Origin of the sequence: Nostoc sp. FACHB-892 (genome assembly GCF_014698795.1) — a bacterium.
Classification (GTDB): domain Bacteria; phylum Cyanobacteriota; class Cyanobacteriia; order Cyanobacteriales; family Nostocaceae; genus Nostoc.
The window spans coordinates 1-22,908 of the sequence record NZ_JACJTR010000036.1 but is presented as its reverse complement, the minus strand read 5'-3'; the positions used below and the strand labels follow the sequence as shown (position 1 = coordinate 22,908).

The 22,908-nt window shown below is 41.7% G+C and carries 27 protein-coding genes; 10 read left to right on the top strand and 17 right to left on the bottom strand.

Annotation, left to right across the window (positions count from 1 at the left end; all coding sequences use genetic code 11):
- Positions 1-37: 37 nt before the first annotated feature.
- Entirely contained in the window at positions 38-2,794 is a 2,757-nt protein-coding gene (locus H6G96_RS30405; RefSeq protein WP_190916544.1) for a CHAT domain-containing tetratricopeptide repeat protein, read from the bottom strand.
- Positions 2,795-3,812: 1,018 nt separating this feature from the next.
- On the opposite strand from H6G96_RS30405, the gene H6G96_RS30400 reads away from it, so the two are divergent.
- Complete coding sequence (locus H6G96_RS30400) at positions 3,813-4,067, top strand: tetratricopeptide repeat protein (RefSeq protein WP_199339800.1); 255 nt, start codon at positions 3,813-3,815, stop codon at positions 4,065-4,067.
- A 220-nt stretch (positions 4,068-4,287) separates the two neighbouring features.
- Positions 4,288-4,551: a hypothetical protein gene (locus tag H6G96_RS30395; RefSeq protein ID WP_190916542.1), complete on the top strand. Its 264-nt coding sequence runs from the start codon at positions 4,288-4,290 to the stop codon at positions 4,549-4,551.
- Positions 4,552-5,120: 569 nt separating this feature from the next.
- Here the strand turns inward: H6G96_RS30395 and H6G96_RS30385 are convergent.
- Positions 5,121-5,420, bottom strand: a complete 300-nt coding sequence (locus tag H6G96_RS30385) for an S-layer homology domain-containing protein (protein ID WP_190916537.1) — start codon at positions 5,418-5,420, stop codon at positions 5,121-5,123.
- 297 nt (positions 5,421-5,717) lie between these two features.
- Here H6G96_RS30385 and H6G96_RS30380 point away from each other — a divergent pair, with 297 nt between their 5' ends.
- Positions 5,718-6,104, top strand: coding sequence for a hypothetical protein (locus tag H6G96_RS30380; protein WP_190916644.1), 387 nt, complete (start codon positions 5,718-5,720; stop codon positions 6,102-6,104).
- Positions 6,105-6,771: 667 nt separating this feature from the next.
- Entirely contained in the window at positions 6,772-6,975 is a 204-nt protein-coding gene (locus H6G96_RS41690) for a CopG family transcriptional regulator (RefSeq protein WP_242063451.1), read from the top strand.
- Here the strand turns inward: H6G96_RS41690 and dinB are convergent.
- On the bottom strand, positions 6,946-8,055 hold the full coding sequence (gene dinB, locus H6G96_RS30375) for a DNA polymerase IV (RefSeq protein WP_242063450.1): 1,110 nt from the start codon (positions 8,053-8,055) through the stop codon (positions 6,946-6,948). The genes H6G96_RS41690 and dinB overlap by 30 nt on opposite strands.
- A gap of 189 nt (positions 8,056-8,244) precedes the next feature.
- Here dinB and H6G96_RS30370 point away from each other — a divergent pair, with 189 nt between their 5' ends.
- Both H6G96_RS30370 and H6G96_RS41685 read left to right on the top strand, forming a co-directional pair.
- Complete coding sequence (locus H6G96_RS30370) at positions 8,245-9,177, top strand: GIY-YIG nuclease family protein (RefSeq protein ID WP_190916535.1); 933 nt, start codon at positions 8,245-8,247, stop codon at positions 9,175-9,177.
- Between the two features lie 363 nt (positions 9,178-9,540).
- Positions 9,541-9,669: an HNH endonuclease gene (locus tag H6G96_RS41685; protein WP_242063449.1), complete on the top strand. Its 129-nt coding sequence runs from the start codon at positions 9,541-9,543 to the stop codon at positions 9,667-9,669.
- A 108-nt stretch (positions 9,670-9,777) separates the two neighbouring features.
- On the opposite strand, the gene H6G96_RS30360 is transcribed toward H6G96_RS41685, so the two are convergent.
- The 5 genes from H6G96_RS30360 to H6G96_RS30340 form a co-directional block, all read right to left on the bottom strand.
- A complete protein-coding gene (locus tag H6G96_RS30360) occupies positions 9,778-10,548 on the bottom strand; it encodes an SDR family oxidoreductase (protein ID WP_190916533.1) in 771 nt (256 codons plus the stop codon).
- 45 nt (positions 10,549-10,593) lie between these two features.
- A complete protein-coding gene (locus H6G96_RS30355) occupies positions 10,594-11,109 on the bottom strand; it encodes a cupin domain-containing protein (protein WP_190916531.1) in 516 nt (171 codons plus the stop codon).
- A 19-nt stretch (positions 11,110-11,128) separates the two neighbouring features.
- A complete protein-coding gene (locus tag H6G96_RS30350) occupies positions 11,129-11,626 on the bottom strand; it encodes a cyclophilin-like fold protein (RefSeq protein ID WP_199339799.1) in 498 nt (165 codons plus the stop codon).
- 46 nt (positions 11,627-11,672) lie between these two features.
- Positions 11,673-12,749, bottom strand: coding sequence for an alpha/beta hydrolase (locus H6G96_RS30345; RefSeq protein ID WP_190916529.1), 1,077 nt, complete (start codon positions 12,747-12,749; stop codon positions 11,673-11,675).
- 75 nt (positions 12,750-12,824) lie between these two features.
- Positions 12,825-12,971, bottom strand: a complete 147-nt coding sequence (locus H6G96_RS30340) for a hypothetical protein (protein WP_190916527.1) — start codon at positions 12,969-12,971, stop codon at positions 12,825-12,827.
- Between the two features lie 18 nt (positions 12,972-12,989).
- On the opposite strand from H6G96_RS30340, the gene H6G96_RS30335 reads away from it, so the two are divergent.
- Together H6G96_RS30335 and H6G96_RS30330 are read left to right on the top strand one after the other, a co-directional pair.
- Positions 12,990-13,916: an AraC family transcriptional regulator gene (locus H6G96_RS30335; protein WP_190916525.1), complete on the top strand. Its 927-nt coding sequence runs from the start codon at positions 12,990-12,992 to the stop codon at positions 13,914-13,916.
- A 315-nt stretch (positions 13,917-14,231) separates the two neighbouring features.
- Positions 14,232-14,642, top strand: coding sequence for a hypothetical protein (locus H6G96_RS30330; RefSeq protein ID WP_190916523.1), 411 nt, complete (start codon positions 14,232-14,234; stop codon positions 14,640-14,642).
- 10 nt (positions 14,643-14,652) lie between these two features.
- Here H6G96_RS30330 and H6G96_RS30325 read toward each other — a convergent pair whose 3' ends face one another.
- The 9 genes from H6G96_RS30325 to rpaB all read right to left on the bottom strand — a co-directional run bounded on the left by H6G96_RS30325 (position 14,653) and on the right by rpaB (position 20,915).
- Positions 14,653-15,333, bottom strand: a complete 681-nt coding sequence (locus H6G96_RS30325; protein WP_190916521.1) for an SDR family NAD(P)-dependent oxidoreductase — start codon at positions 15,331-15,333, stop codon at positions 14,653-14,655.
- A 15-nt stretch (positions 15,334-15,348) separates the two neighbouring features.
- Positions 15,349-16,758, bottom strand: a complete 1,410-nt coding sequence (locus H6G96_RS30320; protein ID WP_190916519.1) for a Rieske 2Fe-2S domain-containing protein — start codon at positions 16,756-16,758, stop codon at positions 15,349-15,351.
- Positions 16,759-16,851: 93 nt separating this feature from the next.
- A complete protein-coding gene (locus H6G96_RS41680; protein WP_190916642.1) occupies positions 16,852-17,508 on the bottom strand; it encodes a hypothetical protein in 657 nt (218 codons plus the stop codon).
- 84 nt (positions 17,509-17,592) lie between these two features.
- A complete protein-coding gene (locus H6G96_RS30310) occupies positions 17,593-17,784 on the bottom strand; it encodes a hypothetical protein (protein WP_190916517.1) in 192 nt (63 codons plus the stop codon).
- 42 nt (positions 17,785-17,826) lie between these two features.
- Entirely contained in the window at positions 17,827-18,291 is a 465-nt protein-coding gene (locus H6G96_RS30305; RefSeq protein WP_190916514.1) for a YbhB/YbcL family Raf kinase inhibitor-like protein, read from the bottom strand.
- A gap of 39 nt (positions 18,292-18,330) precedes the next feature.
- On the bottom strand, positions 18,331-18,522 hold the full coding sequence (locus tag H6G96_RS30300) for a hypothetical protein (protein WP_199339798.1): 192 nt from the start codon (positions 18,520-18,522) through the stop codon (positions 18,331-18,333).
- A gap of 21 nt (positions 18,523-18,543) precedes the next feature.
- Positions 18,544-19,344 (bottom strand): SDR family NAD(P)-dependent oxidoreductase, encoded by an 801-nt coding sequence (locus H6G96_RS30295; RefSeq protein WP_190916512.1) that lies wholly within the window; start codon positions 19,342-19,344, stop codon positions 18,544-18,546.
- A gap of 130 nt (positions 19,345-19,474) precedes the next feature.
- A complete protein-coding gene (locus H6G96_RS30290; protein ID WP_190916510.1) occupies positions 19,475-19,786 on the bottom strand; it encodes a hypothetical protein in 312 nt (103 codons plus the stop codon).
- 355 nt (positions 19,787-20,141) lie between these two features.
- Positions 20,142-20,915, bottom strand: coding sequence for a response regulator transcription factor RpaB (gene rpaB, locus H6G96_RS30285; RefSeq protein WP_190916508.1), 774 nt, complete (start codon positions 20,913-20,915; stop codon positions 20,142-20,144).
- 278 nt (positions 20,916-21,193) lie between these two features.
- Here rpaB and H6G96_RS30280 point away from each other — a divergent pair, with 278 nt between their 5' ends.
- Together H6G96_RS30280 and H6G96_RS41675 are read left to right on the top strand one after the other, a co-directional pair.
- Complete coding sequence (locus H6G96_RS30280; protein WP_190916506.1) at positions 21,194-21,487, top strand: hypothetical protein; 294 nt, start codon at positions 21,194-21,196, stop codon at positions 21,485-21,487.
- Positions 21,488-21,599: 112 nt separating this feature from the next.
- Positions 21,600-22,577 carry an aromatic ring-hydroxylating dioxygenase subunit alpha gene (locus H6G96_RS41675; RefSeq protein WP_190916504.1) on the top strand — a complete coding sequence of 326 codons (978 nt, stop codon included), beginning with the start codon at positions 21,600-21,602 and terminating at the stop codon, positions 22,575-22,577.
- Positions 22,578-22,908: the final 331 nt, after the last annotated feature.

Sequence of the window (22,908 nt, the reverse complement as noted above, 5' to 3'; positions counted from 1 at the left end):
AATTTCCCTTCACTACTGTTGTGGTAATAAGGCTAATTTACTCAGCTTCGCCAATCAAAGTAAATGCTGCCCATTCTATAGGATGGCGATACTGTTTCATTGTTGAGAGCATAGCATTTCGCAATGCAACAGCTTTATCAGGGTTTCGCCGCAGATTTTGATAAAACTCTGTCATCAGCAATGTTGTAGAGTCATCCGCCACTTTCCATAAAGATACAATAACACTGGGTGCGCCGGCACTAATCAAAGAGCGAGACAAACCGATAACACCATCGTTCTTGATGTCTCCTCTGCCAGTATCGCAGGCACTCAGTACTACTAAATCAGCATCAAGTTTCATGTCAAAAATTTCACCGCTTGTTAGCAACCCATCATCTTGACTAGAGGGAGCAAGGGCAATCGCTCCCGGTACACCTAAGCCTTTAAAATCATTCAGTAGCCCGTGGGTTGCCAAATGTACCACGTCAACCGACTGCATTAATTGTTTGACAGTGGTTTCAGTAGCTTTGCTACCAGTTAATGCTTGGGTATTCAGTATTTTGGCAATTCGCAATGCTTCTTGTTCTGCACCTGGTAGCGGTGACAACTGCTGAGGCATTGTCGGATTACCAACTACCAATGCAGTACGATTTTTTATTGCTTTGCGCTTGTTTATTTTTTGCTGATGGGTTAACTGCAAAACTTGGATAGCAGGAGCGGTGAGAATAGTATGTTTTTCGATTAGGTATTTGCCGGACTCATCTTGCAAAGCTGGGAAGGGAACGAAAAATAACTCGGCTTGGGGGATAAAAATGACACGGCTATTTGGGTCTTGTGGTAAGTTTGAGGCGATCGGTTGAATAAGTATTTGATAGAGTTGCTGTAATGGTTTTTTCTGGTGAGGATTCGCTGATGCTTCTCCAGGAATAGCTACTGCATCACTACTTCTGGCACGGATGGATGTACGGCTTTTAGTAACGAGGTCTGCTAAGGGTTTATCCAGAGATTTGAGGTTTACTTGCTTAAAGATGACTTCACCTCTAGGTTTGACTACCCAAATGTAGAGTTGTGGATGCCATTCTTCTTTACCTTGAACTTGAAAGGGAACGTAAATGATTGAATATTCAACAAGTGTTGCCTTTTGTTGTTGAGCGATTTGTTGAATTTGCTTGATGTTAGGTGGTTTGAGTTGTTGAATATTAGGGTTAGGGGATAGCTTTGAGGCTAATAATTCCACAAACGCTCTGGCTCTACCGCGTTCGGCAATTTCTAATGCTGTAGTATTTTTATTTTGAGCTACCAAGGCTTTTTGCAGCAAGCGGTAGGAAACTGCTTGAGTTTCAAAGATTGAGATTTTTTGGTCATCTTTTAATCTTGGTCGCAGAGATTCTCTAACCTCAATGGCAGCGAATAGTGTTTTTTCAGCTTTCGGATACTGACCCAAGTTATTGTAAATGAACCCAATGTTAGTCAGAATATAACCTTCCGCCGCCTTTAAGCCAGTTTGTTTGAAAATTGCTAATGCTTGAGTATAAAACTCTAGGGCTTTGGCGTACTGATTTTGATTGTGGTAAATTTCCCCAATGTAAGTCAGAGTCTTACCTTCCGCCGCCTTTAAGCCAGTTTGTTTGAAAATTGCTAATGCTTGAGTATAAAACTCTAGGGCTTTGGCGTACTGAGCCATTTTCCTGTAAACAAACCCAATCTTGTAAAGAGTCTTTCCTTGCTCTGCCTGATTGTCAAATTTTCTGTAAATGTCTAACGCTTGCTGATAAGATTTGAAGGCTTTGAGATACTCACTCCTAAAAAGGTTATCTCCCCTGATATTGTCAAGCGTTGTAGCTTCTCCCGCTTTGTCGTTAATTTGTCTATAAACGGCTAAACCTTGCTGATAAGACTTTACAGCTTTGGTGCGCTGACCGAGATCGCTATAAACCAACCCTATACGATTAAAGCTATCACCTTCCCCTGTCCGATTACCGACTTTTTGATTAATAGCTAAACTTTGCTCAAGAAATTCCAAAGCTTTGGTATATTGACCGAGGTCGTAATAAATTACCCCAATGGTGTAAAGAGTATGTCCTTCCATAAAGTTGCCCATTCCTTTATGCATGGCTAATGCTTGCTCAAAAAATTCCAAAGCTTTGGTATATTGACCGAGGTTGTAATAAACTACCCCAATGTTGTTAAAGTCCGTATCTACCCCTTCTCGATCTCCGATTTGTTTACGCATGGCTAATGCTTGCTCAAAAAATTCCAAAGCTTTGGTATATTGACCGAGGCTGTAATAAACTGACCCAATGTTGTTAAAGTTCCTACCTACCCCTTTTCGATCTCCGATTTGTTTATGTATGGCTAATGCTTGCTCAAAAAATTCCAAAGCTTTAGTATATTGACCGAGGCCGTAATAAACTGACCCAATCTTGTAAAAGTTCGCACCTACCCCTTCTCGATCTCCGATTTGTTTGTGAATGGCTAAGGCTTGTTGATAGAACTTTAAGGCTTTAGTATACTGAGCAAGCCTGTAGTGTAAGCCTGCGATCGCAGTCAAAGTCCGAGCTTGCCCTTGACGATTACCAATCTCTTTATAATTAACTAAAACGTTTTGAAACGTCTCTAATCCTCCCAAGTTTTCTAAGAACCTCAACGTCTTGACATCGGGTTTTTGTGTCGTTTGCGCTTGTGCTGATGTAATCTTCATCCCTAAATTAGTTACAGTCAGTGGTGTCGCAGTTAAAGACACTAGCACAGTTGCACTCAACAAGGTGAAGCGGTGAAGCCTATTTTTAAGTAAAGCCAAGAAAAGGTGATACACCGAAATATTCCTTAATCTTGCAACTAAATGATGAATGTCTTACTTTTATATCTGTGTTTTTTGAATAAATTACGCAAGCTTGTCAAAAGCATTGAGGGCAGTAAGTTTCTCTACTAAGTCAAAGAAGCCTCTAAGGGATAGAGTAAAACCGAAATCATACGCTGTCTAGGCTTGACCCCTACCACCCTCAAGCAGCTGGCTGAAACTGAAAGAATGACAGAAAATAAATTTGGCTAAAGTCACCCTTTGGCAGTTGGGTACTGGTGAGCGTCCGAAGTTTTCCCCGCCACCGGACAACGAACAAGAGCAGAGTTAAATTTATCTCGGTCTGACAAAGATAAGTGCGGGACATTTAGCGATGCCTGCGGCAACGTCAAAGACGAACGCTGTTACTGACGGCATGGTTATCAAAATTTGGTCAATAAACACAGCACCATTACCCCAAGGAGCAATCGTAAGCTGTGGAGGCGCGATTGTTACTTAGGCAGGGATGAGGCGGGGGCGGCGAGAAGCGTTCGCGAAGCGTCTCGAAGAGAAGCTTAGGCTTTTGGCGATCGCTTTGTTAGGTGGCCGGATACGCGAACGCCTACGACAAGCGCACTTTCATAAAATACTCTACTGAATTATCCACTTGGGCAGAGTATATAAAAACCAATGCTTAGTTTACTAACGTTTAACTTATATAAAAGTAATTATTTATACGCCTATAAAAGGACTGCATTTATTTCGACCGACTTTCTATAATTAATTACGGTATTTTATTGAAATCGTCTTTTTTGGAAATTTTAGGAACCTTGCTGTATCTGTTACTGTTATTTACTCTTTGATTATAAATTAAATGAAATTTTATTATTCTCTAGCTCCAGCATTAATAGGTGTATCAATTGCTTTTGTACAACCTCAAAATGCTTTTGCACTCTCCTGAGCCGAAATTGCTAAAGTTGCCAAAGCTATTACTGTAGAAATTGATAATTATGATAGTTCTGGTACTGAAGCCACTAAACGAGTCAATACCTTTTTGAGACTCTCAGCTAAAACTGGGGCAGATGTGGGCGTTAGTACACCTAAGATACCAACAGCCACAGTACCGAAAGCTGATGACTTCTATATTCAGGCTGGGGATAAGTACAAAAAAGGAGACTTGCAAGGGGCGATCGCCGATTTCAACCAAGCCATCAAGATTAATCCTAACTTTGCCAATACCTATTACAACCGGGGTATTGCCCGCTCTGAATTGAGAGACAAACAAAGGGCAATCACCGATTATAACTAAGCCATCAAGATTAATCCTAACGATGCCCTAGCCTACAGCAGACGGAAACCTTGGGAAACAATAATATCCTCTACGCTTGTTGCGTCTATTTATATAGCTCAACTTATATAGCTCAACCCTTGATCTTCGGAAAAATATCACCAAATCGACAGAACCATCTGCTTTAGCTGGCAAGATAGAATTGTAATGAAAGTTAACATTGTTAAATATATCTTCAATTATGTTTCCTAACCTTGTGGAAGATACCAAAGAATACTGGTGCAAGTTAAATGAGTTAGAAGTTGCTTACCAAAAAGGTGAAGTCTCTATTGAAGAGGTAGATGCGAGGGTTAAATTGCTGATGACTGAATTAGGTAAAAGTCGCCAGGCAGCATTAAACTACGTTTTGAATAGCTTTTACCATCTTTTAAATGAGCAAGGAGAAGCAATTCTTGGTATAGCAATTTTAGGAGTCATTAGCTACGCTTGGGTGGTTCTCAGCTAAGTAGGCGGCTAGAATAAAATGTAAGATAAAAGAGATTTGTTCTTTGTAGAGGGGCAATATTGCTAATGTCTGCACCCATAAAGATAAATTGGCAATGTTCTAGATCGGTTGCTATGTCCTTAAACTAGTAAACCAAACTCATAGCGGTTGATGAATAAACTTATAACTATGCCGTACATCTCCTCTGTTTTAGAAAAGCAAATTGTCTTCCGAGCTAGCTGTTTGATTCTTGTTCTTAATCTCAAGTGCTTCTGTTAAATTCGTTGAATCTTCTGTTTAACTATCTCATGATGCTGTGCTGGTAAATGTCGTTCATAGGCTCTCCACCCATCTAATCAATTAGAAAGTTCGAGATGTGAAATGCTCCCAAACTAGCGGACTGAATGGTGCTATCAAACTGCTATAACTTAATAAACCAAGCCCAATACAACCCCATCATTTGTATGGCTGTAAACCAATGGTTATTAAAACTTGGTTAAACATGAATGCACCATTACCCCAAGGTAGCGATCGCACGGCTATGGAAGGAGATTGTTAATCACCATTGGTGACGGGCAATAAGCTTTCGCCTAAGCATAAAGGGGATCGCTTACTCCTGCTTTGGACATCGATATCATTTGTTCCCGTGTTAGCTCTAACGTGGGACGAAAGGTATTATTAGAGGTGAAGCCTGCAATAAGCCCTTTCTGAACAGCCTCTTGAATCTCTTTACCATAAATATCAGCGTTAACATCGGTAAAGCTTGGCGCTTGGGCAACTACTGGTTTAGTCATGAAAGCGCATAACACTATAATCGCAGTAGTACCTGCTCCCGTTTTGGCAGGTAGTGAACCCAAAAAATTAAAAGTTGATTTGAGCAAAGGTTTCATAATGAATTGAATGCTTACCTTTGTAGACGTTGCTCTCTTTAATCAGGTTTCTTAAAGTTATTAGTTATACCTGAAATTTCGCTATTGCTGCCGTCGGGCAATAGATAATTGGGCGATCACCCGAATAGTACTACCCTTTGACCAGTATCTACCCAAACAACTTGAACCTATCTCACAAAAATACTCTACTGAGTTCTTCACATCAATAGAGTATATAAATTTACTATAATCATCTCTTACCAGCATTCATTTTATACTTTAGAAATTATTTATACCTCTGTATAAGTACTAGAAATCTTGCCTACAGCGATCATCCCAGAAGAGACAAACTTTCGGCAAAATGTCTCGGATTCCCTAATAACTTACTGTATTCTGGAATATCCGTTCTTCATGGAGAGCCAAATGATTCCTATAGATATGCAACGACTCATTAAAAAAACCTCTAACCCAGTTCGCAAGAAAATAGCAGTAACCCCACCACCGAGTGAACCCATTGAGATGCCTAAGAGTCAAGATATTCCTGAATTGGTGGTTGAACCAAATCCACCTGTGTACATTGAAGACTACGTTTCCGAATCCGAATACATTTCTGAACACTATCGCCCTCTACGCTCTGTGGGTAACTCCGGGTGGCAACCGTCTGATGTTTGGCGAGAGTTGAGGGTTGATGATTTCTGCGGGTAAATTAAGCTCTGACTGAAGAAAAATTAATATATCATGCTAAATTACCTTCAAAAAAGCCATGAACCGCTTACTAAGCAAGAAAAATAAATATTATTTACTAGTTATTCATGGGGTTTAGCACTGGTTCGAGCTTTTGAGCTTTATTGTCGAGCCTAGTTTTGATATCTAACTAATAATTTGGCATAAGAGCTACTGAAGAACCAAAATTATTAAACCTTAAGCAAGCTAGAAAATTTTCTAGCTTGCTAAGGTTTCGTTAAGTTATAGAGTTAAATATAGTGCTTGAATAAAAGTCTACATCCAGAGTAGTTAGTCAATTTCACCTTTGGGTAAAGAGCAAATGAATATTATATGCAATTGTATGAAGATAAGGTTTACTAAATTCAATTGGCAATACTTGCTGATGATACGCCTCTTGGAAGGCTCACTTCTATTGCGCTTTGCTTAACAATATTTACAAAAAATACAAGCTCGTTTCAAATATTCTAAAGTTCATATAAATGATTTATCAGTGAAGTTTTGGGTTACAAGTAAATACTCTGGAAAGGGATGTGCTAAAAATAGTTTTACGGCAAGTATGCTGTGGTTAACATCTATATATTTCTTAAGTATTGCACAAGGCATTTAAAGCTAGATAATTCATTAAATTTAATTATTAGGGCAAGTCATGAACAAAAAATGGGCTATCAAACGAATCACAATAAATCTCGCATCAGTTGAAAGCGAAAAACTTGAAAAATATTGTGCAATGACAGGTAGACCTGCAACTGATGTGATTCGGGAGTTGATTCGCTCTCTCTCCATAACCGAGCTGTCAGCGTCTGAACAGACTACACCTACGCTAAAATATGATGTTCCCATTCTGAAATAATGGCAGTTGAATTACTTGAGTTTGTTTGGCGTTATCCAAATTGGACAAGGAAATACCCAGCAATCTAATACTGCGGTTTTCTAGATCAATCGACTCAAACAGTGCTTTGGCTATCTCAAAAATCGTAGAGAGTTCACTGATGGGAGCAAGCATTGTTTTACTACGGGTTAGCTGCTGATAGTCAGAAAACTTGACTTTTAGAGTTAATGTACGTCCTCGCGTTTCATGCTGCTCTAACCGTTGCTCGACAATTTGAGCAATCTGTTTGAGTTCCTGCAACATCTGACCGACATCGCTTAAGTCCTGTGCAAACGAGGTTTCTGCACCAATGGACTTGCGAACCCGATTCGCCTCAACTGGCCGGTCATCTTCTGCTCTGGCAATCTTATAGTAATAATTACCTGCTTTACCAAAATGGTGTGTTAACTCAGAAAGAGTTCGCTCTTTCAAATCTGCACCACTATGAATCCCCAGTGAGTGCATCTTAGCCGCCGTCACCTCACCAATGCCGTGAAACTTTTCAATCGGCAGTTGCTCTACAAATGCGATCGCTTCCTCCGGTAAAATCACCGTCAGTCCGTTGGGCTTATTCTGCCCTGATGCCATTTTTGCAAGAAACTTGTTAATTGACACACCTGCGGTTGCCGTCAACTGGGTTTCCTGGAAAATTGCAGTTTTGATATGTCTTGCGATAGTAGAAGCATAGGGGATACTTTGCTTATTCTCTGTAACATCAAGGTATGCCTCATCAAGCGCAACCCCTTCCACTAAGTCAGTATAGCGTTTAAAGATAGCGTGGATTGAAGTGGAAATATCTCGGTAAACGTCGAATCTCGGTCTGACAAAGATAAGTGCGGGACATTTAGCGATCGCAGTTACTGAGGGCATCGCGGAATGAATACCAAATTTTCTAGCTTCATAACTGGCTGCTGCAACCACGCCTCGCTGATTCGGGCTACCACCGACTACTAACGGTTTACCTCGGTAACTAGAGTTGTCCCTCTGTTCCACCGATGCGTAGAAGGCATCCATGTCTACGTGAACTATTTTTCTCGTTTTAGCGACAGATTCTTGTCCCAAGGGTAGCTCCACTACAAGCAGTCTCGCTTTTCACACCATTTTCAAGCAAATTAAATCCTAAATTAGAAATCCTATAGTACACTAGCACTAGTTTGAGCCAAATTTTGCATATTTGCAAATTATTCAAGCTTGCTTGAACTTTCTACTATCAGCCCCAATCGGTTTTTCTGTTAATGAGTAAGTGTAACAATGTGGCTCAAATTTGGTATAGCTCCAGATGGACAATTAGTCTATGTTGAAGATGTTGGTAGTGGTAAAACCGAGCTTAAATGCCCTTATTGTTACGGTGGACTAACTGCTAAAAAAGGTAAAGTCAAACAACATCATTTTGCACATTCTTCAGCGACCTGCTTACCTATAGCTAATCGTGATTTCCCGATTTTACCGCTGTATGATAATTTTAATATTTACCTATCGCGTAAAGATTTAGCACAGTTAAAATTGCTTTGGAAAGAATACGGCTCAATCAATTATCCTATCAGCCCTGGCTTAGTTACTCCAGGACTTGTTAAAGCTGGAATGTTCAAGAAAAACGTGTATTTAACCCCTCCAGCTTATGAATTTACTAGTTTAGGGAAAATTCCTGTTGGGGCGTTAGAATTCAGTTTATTCAACGAAGTGCAAGAACCTCTGTTGCTCAAAAAGCTATTGAAACTAGAGCTAGCAGCCAAACACGCATTATACAAAAATGCAGCAGATAAGTTATATTGCCTTACTGACTTAACACTTTATCGCGCTCAATTTCAACGAATTTTATCTTGTTCTCTGTATTTTTTAGAGATTAAAACACACATTGGCACTTTGTACAAGATAGGAGTTACTACTAGACCTATCCAACAGCGATTGGCAGAAATAAAAGCAGATTTACTGCCCCAGTATAAAACTGTTGCTATTCAAATACTTGGAACTTGGCCACATAGGGGTAATGTCGAACTATATTTTAAACACCGCTATCATAATTACAATTATCGCATTGGTAGTTTAACTGAGTACTTCAAATTTGGTGATGCCGATGCTAACGCTGCCCTACATGAGCTACAACAAATGAAAGATAAAGTACTTTCGACTGGAGAGATAGACATTCTTAAGGACAACATTAGCTTATCTCTTGTTGCTATCTAGCCTATACTCATGCGGGAGCAACAGCCAAGTTCCATATTTCTATGGGATCGCACTTGCTAGCTTTTTAACAGTGAACAAGTTATCAAGCGTAAGTACTACCAGTTCTTTCAGAGGGCTATGAGGCTTATTCTATCTGCATCCTAGCCCTTTTTGTAGCCCCACAAGGTTGAAATTTGCTTGGTTCAAGATTGAAAGGCACATTCAAATTACAAGGTAAATCATCACCTGATGACCCCAAATTAAGAGACTACTGGATTATACGGCAAGAAGCTAAAACTAAATCCAAATTAATCAAAAGTAGACAGAAGATAGCCCAAAAGCAACGATATGTCTGTCCTCTCTGCGGGGAATCGCTATTAAATAATGAAGAGTTACATCTTCATCATAAAAAGCCATTCATCTCAGGGTGGTGGTGATAATTACGGCAACCTACAACTTGTACATCTGTACTGCCATCAGCAAATACATTCTGGAACAATTTGTAGTTTATGACTTGCTTATCGCCGGATGCGTCGCAAGGTGCAAGTCCGGTTCTCTTGGGGCGGGATTATAGCAATATAGTCCTACTACCCGACCACAGTGATGCCAATTGGGATTTCACTACACGGTTTGACCGCCATCAACGACCAAGGCGTGCCCGACAACGAAGGAAGACGCATCCGAACACAGCCAGACCACGGCATTGGCGATCTCTTCGGGCTGTCCCATCCTTCCAATCGGTTCCTCTGAGATTACCTGTTCTCGTCCTTCAGGAGTGCCGCCGGTGAAGCGATCCATCATCGACGTGTCAATATAGCCAGGACAGACGGCGTTGATGCGGATGTTCTGCGAGGCGTAGTCGAGAGCCGCCGACTTGGTGAGTCCGATCAAGCCGTGTTTTGCGGCGGTGTATGCGGCTCCGCCCTTGATGCCTATGACCCCAGCGCCCGATGATGTGTTCACGATCGCGCCGCCCCCTTGCTTGAGTAACAGAGGAATTTCATACTTCATGCACAGAAAAACGCCGCGCAGGTCGATGTCTACGATCCGATCCCACTCTGACTCTTCGATTTCCGCTGTTGGTGTATTTTTCTGCTCCACACCGGCGTTATTAAAAGCAAAGTCCAACCGCCCGAAGGTCTCGATGGTCTTGGAAAGAGCCGCCTTTACGTCAAGTGCTTGCGTTACGTTGCACTTGATGGCGATCACTCGTCCACCGAGTTTTTCGATCATGTGTGCTGTTTCTTGATTGCCCTGTTCTGAAACGTCGGCGACCACTACATTAGCGCCCTCACGGGCAAATGCCAGCGCCGTAGCTCGACCGATGCCGTTCGCTGCTCCAGTCACAAACGCAACTTTTCCTGTGTACTTTCCATTTTCGTTCGTTGTCATTTTTTAACTCCTAACTTTTATTCCAATCAAGATTTCTGAAAGCCGTCATTTCGCGTCAGCTTTATATTCCTCGTCCGTCACAGGCTTGAGCCAATTCACCTGACTGTCGCCTTTGTAGTTGGTAATTACAACGTGCGTCATCCTGCTTTCGGGTGATGCGCCGTGCCAGTGTTCAATGTCGGGATTGCAAAGAATTACATCGCCTTTGTTAATCGTTTTGATGGGTTTGCCTTTTTCTTGATAAAGCCCTTTGCCCATCGTCACGAGTATAGTTTGTCCTGCCGGATGGTTGTGCCAGTTTGCCCGTGCGCCCGGCTCGAAGGTCACACTGGCGATTGAAAAATTATTGTTTTCGGTTTTTGGAGCGAGTGGCTGCACATAAACCGTTCCTGTAAAAGTTTCCGCCGGGGCTTTTTCGCCCTTCGGAAAAATCGTGTTTTCAGTTTTATTTTCCGCCTTTTCCATTGTTGTTTGCTCCGTATTAGCCGATTGCTGATTGCTGCATCCAACAGCTAAAAAAAGTGCCGCGCATAATATCAATCCGATTGTTATATTTTTCATAATTTTATTCTCCCGGTGATTACTCCAATTCAAACGTCACCGTTACGTTTCCTGATCCTACTGCGGCTTCAATCCCTGAAAGATCGTCCATCCGTCCGAGTTTTGTATAACTGTATTGCGTCGGAAATGTTTTATAGAAAAGCACTAAGGTATTGCTTCCCCAAACCATCAGATCGCCTTTGTTGATTGTTTTGGGATTGGAAGAGTCGGTCGGCAAATTGTTCGAGAAATCATATTTTTTCTCGTTGCCGTTCAGTTCATCCATCTTCAGCGTCAACGGCAGCATCGCTTTGAAAGCGTTTGCCGTCGCATTGTCAAAGAGTGTGGCATTGAAAGTCTTTGACCCGATTTTAATCTTTATCTTATTGCCTTTAGTCTCATTGGCAGCATTACTGCTTTGATTATTAATATTCGTATTACCAGCAAATGCCGATTGGTCTTGACTGCAACCGAGGGAGCTGCCGAAAAGAAATGTTGCTGAAAACATCATTACGATTAAGAATTTCATATTGCTCATTTGTCTTTTTTCAAAGTGAAACGACTTCTTGATTTCTGCTTCCTGATTACTTTAGATTCGTTTTGAAAAAGCCTTCCAGCTTGTCAAAAGGAATCAGATCGGTTTTGTCGTATAAATCAACGTGTCCGGCATTCGGAACAATAACCAGTTCTTTCGGTTCGGCTGCGCGTTTGTAAGCATCCTCACTAAACTCTTTTGAGTGAGCCTTATCACCTGTAATGAAAAGCATCGGACGAGGGGAAATCGTTTCAATGTCATTGAACGGATAAAAGTTCATAAACTTAGTGTTACTGCTCAATGTCGGATGCGTCGTCAGTTCCGGCGACCCTCCCTTTGGGGTATAGTCACCTCGCGGAGTGCGGTAGAATTCATAAAATTCACGCTGAATAGGATGAGTGTTTTCATCCAACTTATGAACAGTCCCGCCCGTATATTTGGTTTTGCCGCCGGTAAACTCTGCGTAACGCTGCTCCGCAGCCTCAGCTATAAGTTTCTTTCTCTGCTCTAGGGTTTGCGAAAGATTAAGCGCATTGCGGCTCGCTGCTCCCATGTCATACATACTGACTGTGGCAACAGCTTTCATTCGCGGATCAATCTTAGCGGCACTGATAACAAAGCTTCCGCTACCACAAACTCCAATTATTCCGATTCTGTTTCTGTCAACAAATGGACGCGTCCCAAGAAAGTCAACTGCTGCACTGAAATCTTCAGAATAAATATCAGGCGCAACAGCGTTGCGTGGTTCGCCCACACTCTCACCCCAGAAAGACAAGTCAAGAGATAATGTCACAAACCCTCGTTCAGCCATATTTGCAGCATACACGTTGGCACTTTGTTCTTTTACAGCTCCCATAGGATGCCCAACAATGATCGCCGAATGTTTTTTATTCTGATCTAAATTATTGGGAATAAATAGATGTCCCGCAACATTCATTTTGTATTGGTTTTTAAAAGTAACCTTATACATCGTAACGTTGTCGCTTACCTTAAAAGTTGTATATCCCTTTGGTGTTATTTGTTCCATTTGTTTTGTTTTTTCTGATTGTCCTTTTTGTTCTGTTTGTGTGTAAGCTTGCCCGCTTATCATAGGAGCTATCATCGCTAAAATTAATATATATTTCATATAATTTATCCCCTTTTGATTGTGAGATTTACAGATTGAAATTGTTGCTCTATTAATCTGAAATTTCTCCAAATATCAATCTGGTTTTATCAGCAGCGTTTCTACCGTTTGCTGTATGAGTTCAATTATGCGGGCGTGAGAACGGATAGCGTGAGGACGTTCGTCGAAAAAAACCGGACAATTCTCCAAAAAATCGTCGTGCAGCGTGCTGAACAGAAACAAAATGTTTAATATAAATTTATGAATCAAAAAGAAGCAGAATTTGAAAAGCGAAAGATGCAGCTCAATCGGGAAGAGCTGATCGAAAGAATGATTCGTCTCGCTCTCGAAAACAGCCTTTTGGAAGTGTTTCCGGGCATTTTCATATATCAATCGTCGAAACCGACCGAGAGCCAGATATCCGTCTTAAAGCCTGCCTTCTGCGTCATCGCGCAGGGCAGCAAAAATGTGCTTTTGAACGATGAATTATTTCATTATGATTCTGGTCATTACTTAATCTCGACGCTTGATTTGCCGATTATGAGTAATGTCGTCGAAGCATCCGAGGAAAAACCTTATTTGAATCTTCGCATAGACCTCGATCCGGCACTTGTTGCTGCGGTGATGATTGAATCTGGCATCGAAACTAAAAAAAGCGGCACTGGAGTCAAGGCGATGGATGTCAGCCCGGTTGATGCTGATTTGCTCGATGCTGTCGTCAAATTGGTGAAACTATTTGATACGCCGGACGAAATCAAGTTTCTCGCGCCGCTCATCATCCGCGAGATCATCTACCGACTTTTAAAGGGAAAACAGAGCGCACGCCTGGGCCAGCTTATCACTACCGAAGGCGACGCGCAGCGCATCTCCAGGGTGGTCAAGCAAATCCGCGAGAACATCGATCAGCCTCTGAAAATCGAAGATACAGCCCGCGAGATCGGCATGAGCGTGTCAGGCTTTCACCAACATTTTAAGTCCGTCACGGCGATGAGTCCTTTGCAGTTCCAGAAACAAATACGGCTTCAAGAAGCGCGCCGTCTGATGCTCGGCGAAAACATGGACGTGGCGATCGCTAGCTTTCGTGTCGGTTACGATGACCCGTCTTATTTCAGCCGGGAATATAAAAAACTATTTGGTATTCCCCCGCATCGTGACATCGCAAAGCTGCGTAGCAATTTAGGCCAATAAGAATTGCACAGTCCCTAGTGCCGATACATAAGCGCACTATCCGAAAGAGATTGTCCCAGTTTAAGAAGTGAACTTAAGACATCACCTCATAATTTGATTGAAATCTAGTGTCCCTGATTCTGATATGCGATCGCACTCGCTAGCTTTTTAACAGTGAACAAGTTATCAGTGGTCTATTTATTCCGCGATCTAAGTCCCCCACAATTTGCTATAAACCTTTGGTGGCGATTCTTTATCCTCCATTAATGCAAAAATAATTGATAACTTTTAACAGTACTGTCTGTTTATCCCATCTACTCAATATCCAAAATATATATGAATATCGACCGATTACATGAACTTAAGCGAAAACTGACGAATCACGCAGACTTGTCCGATATCTGGCTATTTTATATGGATCATTTTGCGGATCTGCCGGAATTCACTGACCTGGGTGAACCTGCCGCTAATCAATATCTAGATGCTGTCCTCCAAAAAACTTGTCAGCAGATGTTCAATAGGGCAATAAAGATTAGTGACTTTTTGCTAATCTATATCGCTCAATATCATTTATTTCATGGAGCTTTCTTTCTTGAAGGACGTATTGGAGGTGTGATTTATTTCGAGGATATAAAAATTGGCTTAATTGCAGTATCAGAGGATTATCCTGCTACTGATGTAGTTAAGTATTCACGGTTCTCTGAAATGATTCAACTGTCTACACCGCAGGGTAACGATTACAATTGAGATTTACTCTTTATGGTACAGTTAAGGGAATTCCGTTATCTTTGGGTTTTAAATTGAGAATAAACGGAACAGCTTTCAATACCCAATCGGACACGGGTGTATAATTAGCAGCTTCTTCTCCAAAGCTAATAGAAAGCATATCTGTATAAATAATCCCTGGATTGAGGGGTATGGCTGCCATACCACTTGGCAATTCTTGTGCCAAAGAACGAGTTAATCCTTCTATTGCCCACTTAGAAGCACAATATGGTGCAACTTGGGCTGAAGTCGAACGTCCCCACCCAGAACTAAAGTTAACAATAATACCCCGTTTGTTTTTCACCATTGCTGGTACGAAATGGCGAATTATATTCGCTACTCCTTTTATATTGATATCTATAAGATCAGAAAATTCTTCTGATGGTATTTCCCACAAAGGTGCTAAGTAATTAATATTTGCTGCATTATTTATCACTATATCTGGCGGTGAATATTTTTGAAGTATGTCTCGGGCCCATGTTTTTACAAATTGTTCATTCGCCACATCTACAGATGTGAAATCATTGGGCGCACTAAACTTTTGACGTATTTTATCGATTGCACCTGATGAACGGGCACAACCAATAACAGTGTGCCCCTGTTGAATAAAACCCTCGGTCATCGCATAACTTAGACCTTTACTTATGCCTGTAATTAAGATGAGCTTAGTCATATTATTCTGGTATTATTAGATTTCAGTTTTTTCCGGTCGGTTTCGTGGAGGTACGGTTCGTCCATCATAAAACTGAATAACTAACTTACTTAGTCCGATCCATGCTAATGCAAAGATTAAAGGAGCTACAGTTTCAATCACAACTACTACAACTGATGTTGGCTTGAAAAATAAAAAAAGCATTGGAGTCCAAGCCAAAGTAATTACTGTTGCAACTCCACTCCCAAATCTCAATCGCTCAATAATAGAAAGTGCCGAGCTACAACTGGCACATTTTTCTGTATGGGAATGATACCTCTCCAACAGCACGGACTTTACCAATGGGGGAGAAAAAGTCTCTTTGCCAAATGGTTCAGCATTATATTGGTTTACCCATTGACGCAACTCAAAGACAAAACTATCTGCTTTGGTTGAAAGGTAAAAGGCTTTAGTAAAGTTCGGGCTACCTCCTTTTGCTTCAAGATACCTTTCCTGATAGTGGAGAAAAATTTGATCATCTTCTAAAACACCATTTTGTCCAATGTGGTAATACCAACGCGGTCTAAGCTTAATAAACCAACCTGGAAGTTTATCAGGAAACTTAAAAGGAAAACGTGCAAATACACGACATTCTCCTTTACGTATGGGTGTAGCATAAACAACGGTTAGAATTCTCCCACGCTGGGAGTTGATATCATGCCACATTAAATTTGGAGCGACGAAGGTTGTAGATAACTCTCCTGATTGCCCTGGTTTCAAACCTTGTTTCCAAATCCCTTTGAATCCATGTTTCCCAGATTCAATCACTTCAAGTTCTAAAGGTGCTGCATTTGCCCTATTTCCTACCGTTTTATGGTGTGTAAACGATATGTGGCTAGGGTCTAGTATATTTTCTAATAGCGTTAATGCATCATAAGGCACATCCCTAAATGTATTAATTACAACCCATCCTTCGGGAGATTCTTCTAATGGTTCAATTATTGGGACTTCGGTTTTGGCAGCATTTTCATATTCACCAACGTATACAAATAGTAGTCCCTGCTTTTCAATAATTGGTAATGATGCCACACAAGCTCGTTTTGATGTCTCTGCTGTTCCACCTTCGACTTGTTGAGGAATCCTTTGACAATTTCCATCTCCAGAAAAAGCCCAACCGTGATAGGGGCATTCCAAAAGCCCATCCTCACTAATCCTGCCTTCAGACAACGGTGCTAAACGATGAGGACACTGGTCTTCAAAGCTTCTCCAAGATTGGGCAAGTTTATCCCACCAAATTACAATATCTCTTCCCAACACTGTAAAAGGGGTTGGTTTTGATTTGTCTAAGTCCTCTAAGTAATGGATGGGATACCATGTCTCTTTACAATCAAAACTATTTGGATCGCTGCCGCCCCCAGGCTGTTTTGAGTGAAAACTATCTCTGACGTTAACTTCTTTCTCAAGCATTTTTGATGTTTATTAACTTTTATTGCCCACTCTCAGATTTATTTTAGCTAGTATAAACATTGGCGAACGCCATACAGCCAATGTTTCGATCTGCTATCTATTAGACTTTTTGTGCTTTGTAGGGTCAACTAACCGATATGATTGTTCAGATTCACTCGTTGGAGGAAACGGATTTCCAGCAGTTGATGTTACCTCTAGCCCTGTGCCTTTTCCATTAGAATTGATTACTTCGTACTGTCCGCTAATGGGAGTGCGTTCGCCTGGACTATGCAATGAAGATTGAGGCTCCTCTGCTTGCCTTAACCCTGTAGTACCAGCACTATAAATTAGAGAAAACTGCCTCGTAATTTCAAAACCTGGAACATAACCACCGTGGAACGGGATTTCTAATAGTTGACTGAGCGCCCCTTTAATTTCTGAGATTGGTTTAAGCAGTTTTTCGTTGTCTTGGCTCCATCTAATAATTTGTGCATCTAGTAATTCTTGAAACTCAAGAGCGTGTAACGTCGCATCCTCTGAGGGAGTTTGGCTATCTATAACAATCGATAACTTGAGAGTGGACAAAAGTTTCGTTTGTATTTGTGAAGAATTATCATTAGAGGTAACTTGAGTACAATACTCGTCTACATGAAAACTAAACTGAGCCTTAAAATGGGAAAAGCTCTGTGCTTGAAGTTTTTCACTAAGATATGGTAGCAATCCACTATCCGGATCTAATAGGATTTGGCGGACGATTGATGTTTGTGTCATGAATACTTTACAAATTTTAAATTAAACGTTTTCTTGACTAACAAAGTGGAGATCGTTCACCTGCTTCATGATCTCACCATGCTCCTAAGCATATTCCTCCAATGTATGGACATTAGGAAATGTATTGGGAGCAATGAACCTGTTGTTTGATGCACACAGATGCTCTACTGCCTCGGCGTTGGCATGCTTGGGATCGTAAGCAATCTGCATATACTCCTTAACAAGCTCAATGTTTTTCTGCTCTTGCGGTGTGTAGTTATCTCTCATCTCTGCCATGCTTGCACCCTCTTTGGATTTTTAGGATTATTTATATAGATGTCAGGACTCATAGACTCCAACCAGCCGCGCTTGCTCAATCACATGGTCAGCGATCGCATTCAGTAGTTGCTCGCGGTTCATATTTGGCTTCAGGTCAAGCTCTGCATCTAGGGCATATAACCAGAAATAGTAATGGTGAGGCCCGTGCCCCTGTGGTGGAGCAGGCCCGGTGTACCCTCGCTGATTGGTACTGTTCATGCCTTCAGTAAATTTACTACCATCTCCCTCTGGAATCTGGTTAATTCTTGGCGGGATGCCATAGATTAACCAGTGAGTAAACCCCTGTGGCAAGGGCGCATCTGGGTCATGGCAGATGAGTGCTAATTGCTGGGTTCCGGCTGGCAGTCCACTCCATCCCAAGGGAGGTGAGATGTTTTCACCGTCGCTAGTATACTGTTTCGGGATACGCTCACCAGAAGTGAATGCAGGGCTGTGAATCCGTAAATCTTTGATATTCAACGCCATGTGTATTTCCTTTACCAACAATCAGTTGCATTGAATAATTTATCGCAGCAGCACAGGTTGAGCATTAATGCGAATTCGGAAAAGACTATAAGGCTTCTGAGGAAAATTGACAAAGATGCGCCCTTGATGAGATACCGTTACACCCGTGGGCATAGCACCATCAAAGTGTGCAACTGGCTCCAGTGTGCCTAATGGTTCATCTGTCGGTAACTTCTGTAATTGACTGACCATAAGATTTTTCTTTGCTTGCGATTACTTGTTAGCCGAGCCTGGTTCACTCAGTTGGCGATGCAGTTCTGCATTAACAGTATCCGGTAAGACCTTGCTGATATTGCCCTGAATTTTGGTTTTCAATGAGCCCGCAACAATGTCGTCTTTACCAGCCATTAGAGCCTCAAAGCCCTGTTTAGCAACAATAGCTGGGTCATCCTTCTTGTCTGCACCTACCTTAGTATTATCCATTCCGGCTCGGTGAAAGAAGTTTGTATCTGTTGGCCCTGGCATGAGCGCTGTGACTGTTACATCTGTGTCTTTTAATTCGTTGCGGAGTCCTTCTGAAAATGAGTGAATAAAGGCTTTCGATGCTGCGTACACCGCCTCAAATGGCCCAGGCATGAGCGCAGCAATTGACGATGTGAAGAGAATTTTGCCCTTACCGCGATCAACCATATCCTTCACCACTCGTTTAGCGAGATGAACCGATGAAACAACGTTTAGGTTGATGAGATTGAGTTCTTCCTGTAAGTCAGTCTCAGTGAACTTGCCACCAACCCCAACTCCGGCATTAATGGCGATCGCTTCCACTGCAAGACCAGTGGCTTGAATTTGGTTATAGAGGGTTTCGACTCCATCATAAGTGGCAAGATCCACCTGTACGGTTTCAACAGACGCGCCTAGTTCTTTAAAAGCATCAGCAGCTTCATTGATGCTAGATCCGGTGGCTGTGACAAGGAGATCAAAGCCATTTTGAGCAAACTGTTTGGCGAGTTCGTAGCCAATATCGTTAGACGCACCTGTTACAACGGCCAGAGGACGGGTCAACGTCTGATTCATAATCTTCTTTCTTACAAGCTCTTAACTTTTACCATCCTACGGAAACAGTAGTGCAATCGCGTCTTCCTAGTGAAAGAGAACAACTGTGTGTGTATTGGAGAGTCATTAATACAATATCTACCTCTCAAGTTCAATGGCTCTTACAGAATGGCTGCACATCAAATTCTTGCAAGCGATCAAACCCTTCGTACTGGCTTAAAATACCGTCGTCAAAAACTACGTGCATCTTCCGGCTCACAGTATCCCAATGGTTGATTTCTTCTTGGCTGAGGTTAAGGCGATCCCAGAATTCATCACGGCAGGAAGCTAGCAGCAGATCGAGAACTTCTTGCGTTCGGCAGAGCGTCCAGACTGCCATGACGTTTGTGTAGGTATTGTTGTTGATGCCGGGAGTTTTGGCATCTGGATAAGCAGTGTGATACTCATCCGGCCCGAATGGCATTAAGAAAAGCTAAAACACTTGTAGTTTAAGTGGTTGAGATAAAGCTTATATAGGAGAAGAATCTATTACCACACCTTACAAGAAGCCCAAAAAAGCCGAACTTTCAGAAACTCAAAGCGCCTGGAAGAATGTAGAGGTCATTGCAGAGGCGGCGATCGCGTAACGCCCCCTAAAAGTGCGATCGCAACTTCGGTACAAGTCTACAATCTCGTTTCCCGCCAATGGCAATCAAGAGTGGTGCAGGACTACTCTTCACTTGAGGCGGAGGCTAATTGTTGGTGCAGCCAAAGTCTATCGAGCGTACACAGCAATTACAAATGATTAGCTGTTTAAATCAACAGAGCGAACAGGAGCTTTATTCCTGCTCTGAATCAATAATTCGTGGGAAAAAATAACCGCTACCTCTTGCTGTAATAATGAATTCTGGGTCGTTGGGGTCGGATTCTACCTTTGTCCGCAATCGTGAAATATGCACATCTACCACACGGGTGTCTGTATTCATTTCTGGTACAAAGCCCCACAATTGCTGTAATATTTCGACCCTTGAAAAAATCTTTCCCGAATGATTAATTAACAACTCTAATAAACTAAATTCTATACCTGTCAACCGAATGCGTTGCTCATTTTTATGGACTTGCCGCTTACTTGTATCGATTTTCAGGTCGCCTGCATGAATTATAAGAGAGTTAGGAATAGTATTGATACTGGTTTTGTGGGAGCGCCGTTTTAGTACACAGGCAATTCGAGCTTCTAGTTCTTTGGGTGAAAAAGGTTTCGTCATGTAGTCATCAGCACCCAGTTCCAGCCGAGTGATTCGGTCTGCTACATCTGCCAATGCTGTTAGCATAATAATTGGTACGTCTGATTGTTTCCGTAATTCTTGACAGACACCGTAGCCATCCAGCTTTGGCATCATTACATCTAGAACTATTAAATCAGGGGTCAACAAGCGAAAAGCTGACAAAGCTTCTTCACCATCACTAGCTGTAACTACACTGTAGCCAATCATTTCTAACCGCGTCTGTAAAATTCGGCGAATGCTGGCTTCGTCATCTACTACTAAGATTGTGGCTTTATCACCTGATAAGTTTCTCAACACTGTTCCTAATGAGCGAGAACTCTTAACCATCCATTATCTGCTTATTAGGAGTCAAAACTGCAAAACAATCTTCAGGTACAGTCATGAGGAAAGAAGCGATCGCTTAATACTTGCATCTCTGCTCCTATTATGCTAAGGCATCTGCCCGAAAAAAAGATTTATATCCAATTAATAAATTCTTACAATTTGGGACTCGTATTTTCCATCGATTTGGTGTAATTTGTTAATTCCGTGCAAATTATTTATACCCATCTTCTCGCAACTTTATTCAGACAAATTTTAAGCCAATGCCTTCGAGGGAACAGCCAATGAAAACTTCTAATGATATAGATACAAAAAAAATTATCAAAAAATCCGACAAGCTTACCCTGAGACAGATGAAACTAATCGAGGAGGCTGAAGACCAACTTCTTCAAGCTAATAGTGACAATTCTACTGCCCCTGTAGTTGAGGTTGAGGAGAAACCAGTAGCGATTTCAGAGCCTAGAGTTCCTGACTATGTTCCATTCCTTGACAATCCTCCAGTACAATCTGTGGGCAATTCCGGTTGGCAGGTTTCTGATGTCTGGCGGGATATTCGGGTAGATGATTTCTGTAGTTGATGGTAGCAAAAAGCAAGCGCCCAGCGTACCAGATCGCTGACAAAATCAAGTTCAAGTTTCATGTTCACTCTGATTAAGATATAGGTATTTGACCTCAAGGGTGTCGATACTCATGGTGCAAGACCAGATTTTGCTGAATGATTGGCATGTAATAGCCCGCTCGCAAGACCTCCAACCTGGAACAGTTCTGCACAAGCGTTTATTAGGCTTAGATTTAGTACTTTGGCATAATGGCGACAAAGTACTAGCTTGGCAAGACCTTTGCCCTCATCGTGGCGCTCGTCTTTCTTTGGGATATGTCAATAAACAGACCCTTGTATGTTCGTACCACGGTTTAGCCTTTAACAACGAAGGTAAATGTATACTCGCTCCAGCTAATCCAGACCAATCGCCTCCCGCACGAGCTTGTGTTAAAACTTACCAACTTCTTGAGCGTTACGATTTGCTCTGGGTTTGTTTAGGAACACCAAAACAAGATATAGCTCCATTTTCTGAGTGGGACAATCCGGTTTATCGCAAAATTTTCTGTGGCCCCTACCACTATCACTCTAGCCCCCTGCGGACGCTGGAAAATTTTATCGATCCGGCACACTTCCCAATTATGCATTCAGGATTATTCGCCCACGCTAGCCGTCCTGAGTTGACGCATTATGAATTAGAGTCTCTTGGAGATCAGATTAGTTTCAAATGTGGTTTGTGGGAACTAGATTTTAGTTCGGCTAATCCGAAAGAAGCGCCAATGATTTTCAACACTTACCATTACCGTATCTTCCGTCCCCTAGTGGCATACTTTAAACTCGGACCTGGAGAGCATCGTCTAAATGTCTTCTATACAATTACGCCAGTTGATGAAGATGAGTGCGTGGCCCAATACTGGTTAATGGTAAACAGCGCCCGTGAAATTCCAGTTGAAGTCTATCTAAATATTCAAAATCTTGTTGCTAGTCAAGATATTGCCATTGTCAATTCCCAGCAACCCCGACGCTTACCTTTAAATTTGCAAGCAGAAGTACATTTACCGAGCGATCGCTATTCTATTGCATACCGTCAGTGGCTCAAACAACAGGGTATTACTTTCGGCACCATTTAGAACTTTGTTATGCTTTGCTCTCCTGACAGTCTTTGTATAGTGAGTTTGTGTGGGTTCGCAGATAAGATGAAATTGCGGCAACGAACTTATAGGGATTTCAGCCACAGCAATTCGCAGATAAAGTGAAATTACTTGTCATACCATGTAACGAAAAATTTTATGCAGATGTAAACTCTGAAAACCTTGCTGTATCTAAGTTCTTTAAGGGAGCAATGCGATTTTGTGAGATGACCCCACCTGGAGAGCGATCGCTAATAAACTCTTATGTATATATTTAGTATTTTATACAAAATTTACAGCAATATTGCTTAGAAGATACAACCTGCTACCA

Bases quoted from the DNA above. Each gene is read 5' to 3' on its own strand.
- H6G96_RS30395 (WP_190916542.1), top strand. From the start codon at position 4,288: ATGTTTCCTAACCTTGTGGAAGATACCAAAGAATACTGGTGCAAGTTA.
- H6G96_RS30385 (WP_190916537.1), bottom strand. From the start codon at position 5,420: ATGAAACCTTTGCTCAAATCAACTTTTAATTTTTTGGGTTCACTACCT.
- H6G96_RS41690 (WP_242063451.1), top strand. From the start codon at position 6,772: ATGAACAAAAAATGGGCTATCAAACGAATCACAATAAATCTCGCATCA.
- H6G96_RS30370 (WP_190916535.1), top strand. From the start codon at position 8,245: ATGTGGCTCAAATTTGGTATAGCTCCAGATGGACAATTAGTCTATGTT.
- H6G96_RS41685 (WP_242063449.1), top strand. From the start codon at position 9,541: ATGAAGAGTTACATCTTCATCATAAAAAGCCATTCATCTCAGGGTGGT.
- H6G96_RS30360 (WP_190916533.1), bottom strand. From the start codon at position 10,548: ATGACAACGAACGAAAATGGAAAGTACACAGGAAAAGTTGCGTTTGTG.
- H6G96_RS30355 (WP_190916531.1), bottom strand. From the start codon at position 11,109: ATGAAAAATATAACAATCGGATTGATATTATGCGCGGCACTTTTTTTA.
- H6G96_RS30350 (WP_199339799.1), bottom strand. From the start codon at position 11,626: ATGAGCAATATGAAATTCTTAATCGTAATGATGTTTTCAGCAACATTT.
- H6G96_RS30345 (WP_190916529.1), bottom strand. From the start codon at position 12,749: ATGAAATATATATTAATTTTAGCGATGATAGCTCCTATGATAAGCGGG.
- H6G96_RS30335 (WP_190916525.1), top strand. From the start codon at position 12,990: ATGAATCAAAAAGAAGCAGAATTTGAAAAGCGAAAGATGCAGCTCAAT.
- H6G96_RS30330 (WP_190916523.1), top strand. From the start codon at position 14,232: ATGAATATCGACCGATTACATGAACTTAAGCGAAAACTGACGAATCAC.
- H6G96_RS30325 (WP_190916521.1), bottom strand. From the start codon at position 15,333: ATGACTAAGCTCATCTTAATTACAGGCATAAGTAAAGGTCTAAGTTAT.
- H6G96_RS30320 (WP_190916519.1), bottom strand. From the start codon at position 16,758: ATGCTTGAGAAAGAAGTTAACGTCAGAGATAGTTTTCACTCAAAACAG.
- H6G96_RS41680 (WP_190916642.1), bottom strand. From the start codon at position 17,508: ATGACACAAACATCAATCGTCCGCCAAATCCTATTAGATCCGGATAGT.
- H6G96_RS30310 (WP_190916517.1), bottom strand. From the start codon at position 17,784: ATGGCAGAGATGAGAGATAACTACACACCGCAAGAGCAGAAAAACATT.
- H6G96_RS30305 (WP_190916514.1), bottom strand. From the start codon at position 18,291: ATGGCGTTGAATATCAAAGATTTACGGATTCACAGCCCTGCATTCACT.
- H6G96_RS30300 (WP_199339798.1), bottom strand. From the start codon at position 18,522: ATGGTCAGTCAATTACAGAAGTTACCGACAGATGAACCATTAGGCACA.
- H6G96_RS30295 (WP_190916512.1), bottom strand. From the start codon at position 19,344: ATGAATCAGACGTTGACCCGTCCTCTGGCCGTTGTAACAGGTGCGTCT.
- H6G96_RS30290 (WP_190916510.1), bottom strand. From the start codon at position 19,786: ATGCCATTCGGGCCGGATGAGTATCACACTGCTTATCCAGATGCCAAA.
- rpaB (WP_190916508.1), bottom strand. From the start codon at position 20,915: ATGGTTAAGAGTTCTCGCTCATTAGGAACAGTGTTGAGAAACTTATCA.
- H6G96_RS30280 (WP_190916506.1), top strand. From the start codon at position 21,194: ATGAAAACTTCTAATGATATAGATACAAAAAAAATTATCAAAAAATCC.
- H6G96_RS41675 (WP_190916504.1), top strand. From the start codon at position 21,600: ATGGTGCAAGACCAGATTTTGCTGAATGATTGGCATGTAATAGCCCGC.